Origin of the sequence: Peribacillus sp. NPDC058002 (assembly GCF_042886655.1) — a bacterium.
Lineage (GTDB): Bacteria > Bacillota > Bacilli > Bacillales > DSM-1321 > Peribacillus > Peribacillus aracenensis.
The window spans coordinates 1-6,294 of sequence record NZ_JBHVQU010000205.1; the positions used below are offsets into that span (position 1 = coordinate 1).

8 protein-coding genes are annotated in these 6,294 nt (G+C 37.9%); 3 read left to right on the forward strand and 5 right to left on the reverse strand.

Features of this window, described 5'->3' with window-relative positions; genetic code table 11:
* Positions 1–54: 54 nt before the first annotated feature.
* The 4 genes from ACFVSH_RS21590 to ACFVSH_RS21605 form a co-directional block, all read right to left on the reverse strand.
* Complete coding sequence (locus ACFVSH_RS21590; protein WP_387707749.1) at positions 55–945, reverse strand: aldo/keto reductase; 891 nt, start codon at positions 943–945, stop codon at positions 55–57.
* Between the two features lie 255 nt (positions 946–1,200).
* Positions 1,201–1,917 carry an SDR family oxidoreductase gene (locus tag ACFVSH_RS21595; RefSeq protein WP_387594940.1) on the reverse strand — a complete coding sequence of 239 codons (717 nt, stop codon included), beginning with the start codon at positions 1,915–1,917 and terminating at the stop codon, positions 1,201–1,203.
* A 99-nt stretch (positions 1,918–2,016) separates the two neighbouring features.
* Positions 2,017–2,505, reverse strand: a complete 489-nt coding sequence (locus ACFVSH_RS21600) for a type 1 glutamine amidotransferase domain-containing protein (protein WP_387707751.1) — start codon at positions 2,503–2,505, stop codon at positions 2,017–2,019.
* Positions 2,506–2,980: 475 nt separating this feature from the next.
* Positions 2,981–3,346, reverse strand: coding sequence for a winged helix-turn-helix transcriptional regulator (locus ACFVSH_RS21605; protein WP_098186912.1), 366 nt, complete (start codon positions 3,344–3,346; stop codon positions 2,981–2,983).
* Between the two features lie 222 nt (positions 3,347–3,568).
* Here ACFVSH_RS21605 and hxlA point away from each other — a divergent pair, with 222 nt between their 5' ends.
* From hxlA to ACFVSH_RS21620, 3 genes are all read left to right on the forward strand, one after another.
* Entirely contained in the window at positions 3,569–4,216 is a 648-nt protein-coding gene (hxlA, locus tag ACFVSH_RS21610) for a 3-hexulose-6-phosphate synthase (protein WP_048883203.1), read from the forward strand.
* A 7-nt stretch (positions 4,217–4,223) separates the two neighbouring features.
* On the forward strand, positions 4,224–4,781 hold the full coding sequence (hxlB, locus tag ACFVSH_RS21615; protein ID WP_387594931.1) for a 6-phospho-3-hexuloisomerase: 558 nt from the start codon (positions 4,224–4,226) through the stop codon (positions 4,779–4,781).
* Between the two features lie 137 nt (positions 4,782–4,918).
* Positions 4,919–5,635 (forward strand): 3-ketoacyl-ACP reductase, encoded by a 717-nt coding sequence (locus ACFVSH_RS21620; protein ID WP_387594928.1) that lies wholly within the window; start codon positions 4,919–4,921, stop codon positions 5,633–5,635.
* A 172-nt stretch (positions 5,636–5,807) separates the two neighbouring features.
* On the opposite strand, the gene ACFVSH_RS21625 is transcribed toward ACFVSH_RS21620, so the two are convergent.
* Positions 5,808–5,939 carry an IS3 family transposase gene (locus tag ACFVSH_RS21625; RefSeq protein ID WP_387594926.1) on the reverse strand — a complete coding sequence of 44 codons (132 nt, stop codon included), beginning with the start codon at positions 5,937–5,939 and terminating at the stop codon, positions 5,808–5,810.
* Positions 5,940–6,294 lie beyond the last annotated feature (355 nt).

Consider the following 6,294-nt stretch of genomic DNA (forward strand, 5'->3'; position numbering starts at 1 on the left):
ATTTCTATTAGATAGTCAGCAACTCCAACAATATTCCCTCTTTAAAGTGTATTTTCAAATAATATCCAATGGCATTTTCCTAGTAGGTTTAGGAAATACTTGATCAATTCTACTGAGATCTTCTTCAGTAAACTCAATTGTTGCTGCTTCAGCATTTGCTAAAACATGTTCATCTTGAACTGCTTTTGGAATAGAGATGACGTTTTTCGAACGGATGGTCCAAGCAAGAGCGATTTGTAATGGTTGGACATTGTATCTGTCAGCAATATCATGAATAGTTGGATCGTTTAAAAGCTGTCTTATTAAAGAGCCTCCTTGAGCAAGGGGACTGTAGGCCATGATTGGCATGTTTTGTTCACGCTGCCATGGTAAGAGATCGAAATCGATTCCTCTCGAACCTAAATGGTATAGCACTTGGTTAGTTACACAATTTTTTCCATTTTTAGTATTCCATAGCTCTTCCATATTAACCGTGTCAAAATTAGAGACGCCCCATCTTAAAATTTTCCCTTCTTCACGTAGTTTTTCCATTCCTTCAATTGTTTCCTCTAAAGGAACACGTCCTCTCCAGTGGAGAAGATATAAGTCCAAGTGGTCTGTTCCGAGTCGTTTTAAGCTGTTTTCACATGCTTTTGAAATCATATTTAAACCTGCATGATGGGGATACACTTTTGAGACTAAAAAGACTTCATTTCTGCGTCCTTTAATGGCTTCGCCAACTAAGCGTTCAGAATCGCCATTTCCGTACATTTCAGCAGGGTCAATAAGTGTCATGCCTAATTCTACGCCGAGCTGCAAGGCTTTTATTTCTTTGTCTCTCACTTGGGGATTTTCCCCCATGTACCATGTTCCTTGTCCTAAACAAGGTAAAGAAGTGCCGTCAGATAGGGATACCACGTGTTTGGCTAATGCATTTTTAATTTCCGCTCTTCTCTTTTCATCCATTAGGCTCGACCCTTTCTTTTATGTATTTGGGTATCATAGAAGTAGAATGTTAACGTCTCTTCGTATACTGCGCATATATTTAGAATTTCCGTAACCAACAAAGCCATTCTTTATTGCATGATATGGCCATTTCTGCTTCCGTCTGTGCAAAAAAAACAAAGAAAGTGAGGATGGTCTGTAAGTGACTGACACTTTGAGTCAACCTCACCACTTCTATTCTAAATCAATTTATCAATCGACTTTGATATCAATGGATTAGATCAGATGAGCTCCTCCATCGATAAGAACCGATGTGCCAGTTGTAAATCCATTTTTCGCTAGGTAAACATAGGTTTCAGCTATATCTTTAGGTTGAGCAACACGTCCAACTGGTAATTGCTTAGCGATCCCATGGTACATAATTTGTCTTTCATCTTCTGGCATTCCGCCGTAAAGAGGAGTGTCAACGATACCAGGTGATACCACGTTTACTCTGATAGGTGCCAGGTCTACTGAAAGTCCTCGTACTAATCCATCGATTGCTGAATTAATGGAAGCTAGAGTCGTTGCACCTTGAGGAGGACGCACACCATATACACCAGAAGTTAATGTAATAGAACTTTCATTATTCAAGTATGGAAGAGCAGCACGAACCGAAATATACTGCCCCCAGAACTTACTATCAAAAGCCTCTCTTACTGTTGCAACAGGCAGTTCGCTAAAGTGACCCATTGCTCCTTCACCTGCAGTAACCACTAGGTGATCAAATTTTCCAACCTTCTTGAAAAAGCTAGCAACCTTTTCCTCGCTGCGAAAGTCGATTTCATAGCCCTCTACGTTACCACTAAGCTTCACTTTTGCGTCAGATAATTTTGAAGCAGAACGGCTAGCAATAATGACTTGAGCGGATTCATCGATAAACGCCTTAGCAGCGGCTAAACCAATACCAGATGTACCTCCTAAAACAACCACTCTTTTTCCTTTTAATGACAACGCAATTCCTCCTTTATTCATACGTTTGTTTAACCAACTTGCGGATTCTGATTAAAGAATCCGCAAGTTAGATATATTTTAGTTTATACATCACCATTGTTATTTAGCTAAAAGTTTCAGTGATTCACAATTGAATGCTGGAATATCTTTTGGTTCTCGACTTGTTACAATATTTTTGCTGATGACAACTTCTTCGTCTTTATAATTTGCACCAGCATTTTTCAAATCGTTGCGAATGGATGTATAACCAGTGATGTCGACACCTTTTAAAAGGTCTGTATCGATTAACACTTGTGGTCCATGACAAATGGTAAAAACGGGTTTTTCGTCTTGGATAAATGCTTTTGCGAATTCCCCAAAACGAATGTCTTTACGCAATAAATCGGGGGAGAAACCACCAGGGATAAGCAACACATCAATTGATTTATCAATTTTTACGGTTGTGCCTTTTTTACCAGTTACTTCGTTACCTGATTGTTTGTCAATCGTGATAACTTCATGACCAGCTTCTTTAAAGGCTTGTACTGGTTCAGTGTACTCCACATCTTCAAATAGGTTTGTTATAAGCGTAGCGATTTTTTTGCTCATGCTCATTAACCTCCTTAAAATCATAGAACAGAACTAAAAATATTCATTTTCGTACCATGTTCTGATTATCTTCATTAGAAGTTGATTTTATCTCCGTTGTAAGCCGCAATATAGATTTTTTTCATATCCTCCACCGATACTTCTCGTGGATTGGACGGAGTACAAGGATCCTCAAAAGCTCCTGCTGCCATCTGGTTCAGGTGTTTTTCAAATTCTGCTTCTCCCACACCAAATTTACTGTACTGTTAATGGCATTTTTTCATCATCTCACCTGAAAATATGTATTATTCTTGATTCCTTACTATAAAACAGTTCAGCTAAAATCCTTTACAACACAGGAATATTATTTACCTTTTTCCAGAATGTACTCCTTAATTTCCTTTATGAACTGGATCATTGCAAATAAAAAGACCACAAGTCTTGACTTATTAAAAGTCTACTTGTGGTTTTTAATCCCCTCTTTTTAGAACGATTGCTATTTAATAGGTGCACTTTTATTGGCAGGAGTATCCATCACATTCTCCATATAGTTTTTACCCCATTCATACATGGAATCGAGTATTGGCATTAAGCTTTTTCCTTGTTCGGTCAATGAATATTCCACTTTTGGCGGAACAACAGGATAGACTTTTCGTTCAACAATGAGGTCTTCTTCTAGCTCGCGTAATTGGTTAACAAGCATTCGTTGGGTAATGCCCGGCATAAGAGCCTTCAGCTCACCAAATCGCTTCGTTCCCTCTTTTCCTAAATGCCACAAAATCAGCATTTTCCATTTACCGCCAATAACATAAAGCGTTAATTCTTTTTCACAGTTAAACATTTTTTCCTGGATACGTGACATTTGTTTCACCTCCACTTCTATATAGAATAACACATAGTATACTTTTTAACACTATGTAACAATAAAGTGCGTACTTTCACACTTTTAACATACACATTATACTAACACTGTACCATTGTTAACAAGAGCATTGGTTACAGTTGCCAGGAGAAACGAAAGTGAGCAATGAGCATAATTACTACTGTGCAACAAACTTAAAAAATTCTGAGGAGTGAAACATAGATGGAATTACAATTAGCATTAGATTTAGTCAACATTCCAGAAGCAATCGAATTGGTAAAAGAAGTAGAGGAGCATATTGATATCGTAGAAATCGGAACACCGGTTGTAATCAACGAAGGTCTCCATGCTGTAAAGGCAGTAAAAGAAGCATTCCCTAACTTAAAAGTATTAGCTGACCTGAAAATTATGGATGCTGCTGGATATGAAGTGATGAAAGCTTCCGAAGCAGGTGCTGATATCATCACTATTCTTGGAACGGCTGAAGATATGTCGATTAAAGGTGCTGTAGAAGAAGCGAAAAAACAAGGTAAAAAAGTCCTTGTCGATATGATTGCGGTAAAAGACCTGGCTGGACGTGCTAAAGAAGTGGATACTATGGGCGTGGATTATATTTGTGTTCACACGGGCTACGACCTTCAAGCAGTCGGAAAAAATTCTTTTGAAGATCTTCAAACCATCAAAAGTGTGGTTAAAAATGCTAAAACGGCCATCGCAGGCGGCATTAAATTAGAAACACTTCCAGAAGTCATTAAAGTAAATCCAGACCTTGTCATTGTAGGCGGCGGGATTACTGGACAAGCTGATAAAAAAGCTGCTGCTGCCAAAATGCAACAAATGATCAAAGAACAAACGGTTACAGCAGGTTAATCCTAAGATGCAGACGACTCAATATGTAGCAGAAATCTTAAAAGAGCTTAATCATTCAGCTGACTTAATCGCAGATGAAGAAGCTGAAAAACTCGTCAACGGGATACTTGAATCGAAAAAGGTTTTTGTTGCCGGTGCAGGCAGATCCGGATTCATGGCCAAATCCTTCGCCATGCGGATGATGCATATGGGAATTGATTCTTATGTAATCGGTGAAACTGTAGCTCCCAACTTTGAAAATGAGGATATCTTAATCATCGGATCCGGATCCGGGGAAACAAAAAGCTTAGTCTCCATGGCTGAAAAAGCAAAAAGCATTGGTGGTAAAATTGCAACTGTCACGATATTTCCTGAATCCACTATTGGACAGTTAGCCGATATCACCATTAAATTGCCTGGATCCCCGAAAGACCAATCAGAGGGCGATTATAAAACCATCCAACCAATGGGCTCACTATTTGAGCAGACCCTTTTACTTTTTTATGATGCCGTCATCTTGAGATTCATGGAGAAAAAGGGTTTAGATACCAATAAGATGTATGGCAGACATGCCAACCTTGAATAAAACATAGTTCTAAGAATGTAATAACCAAAAGACCGCAGACAAACTAAAGAAACTTTGCGGTCTTTTGGTTAGTCTTTAAAACATTATTTTGTTATTATTAACAATTGTTCTAAAATTTTTTAAAAAGGAATGATAGCATGATTTCATTAAAAGGAAAAACTGCTTTAATTACTGGGGCAGGCAGAGGAATCGGGCGTGCTACTGCGATTGCTTTAGCAAAAGAAGGAGTTCATTTAGGATTGATTGGATTAACGATGTCAAATCTTGAAAAGGTAACCGCGGAACTAGAGCAATATGATGTGAACGTTTCAGCAGCAACAGCAGATGTAGCCGATCTTGAAGCAGTTCATCATGCTGTCGAACACATCAAATCAGACCTAGGTTCTATTGATATTTTAATCAACAATGCAGGTATAGCTAAATTTGGCGGTTTTCTTGATTTAACTCCTGAAGAATGGGAAAACATCATCCGAGTAAACTTGATGGGTGTATATAATGTAACAAGAGCCGTTTTACCTGATATGATTGAAAGAAAATCAGGAGATATTGTGAATATCTCCTCAACTGCGGGCCAAAAAGGAGCACCTGTTACAAGTGCTTACAGTGCTTCTAAATTTGCTGTTTTAGGACTAACGGAATCACTCATGCTAGAGGTAAGAAAGCATAATATCCGTGTAACGGCTTTAACACCAAGTACAGTTGCAACTGATTTGGCCATTGAAACCAATCTTATTAGTGGAAATCCTGAAAATGTTATGCAATCAGAGGATTTAGCAGAGCTGCTCGTAGCCGGGTTAAAGCTTCATCCAAGAGTCCTAGTAAAGACTTCAGGATTATGGTCAACTAATCCTTAATTTGAGAAGCGATCGACTCTTCTTGTCTATATTGGTTAAGAAGTTGGAACCTAGTTGTAAAGTGTACCCTTTGTAAAGGACATTTTAAAAAAAGTGATTAGGCAGCCTAAAGAAGATGATCTCTGTATTGTGGAGTGACCCCAATCAAATAGACAGAAATAAAAAAGACCAATTAAGCAACCTGAGTTCTATATTGATATGGACTCAGGTTGTTTAATTTTTTCTGGAAGCTATGATGGTTATAGAATCGAATATACATACTTACAGCACCTCGAACCTCTTCAGAGGTACCGAAAGAGTTCATTTAGAAATACTCCGATTTTAAATGACTTAAGAAATTCTCCATACAAGCGTTATCCCAGCAGTTTCCCTTTCTTGACATACTGGATTGCATATTTTTTTTTTCAAATAGGTTATTGTATTAGTGGGAGGTGTAGAAGAGTTCCTTAAACATTCCGTTTTTTCTTTCCTTTTTCTATTGTTATCTATTACAAGTTTTAAGTCTTTTCTCCAGCTGACTTGAAATGATTTCATTGTTATAGAGGTCTTTTATGGCGGATAGAAAAAGTCTCTGTCTATTAAAAATCAAACATGTAATGTCAGTTACCCATTTCTCATTAATGGTCTGAGTAGTGAAGTCTTGTTTTAACAAATTATCC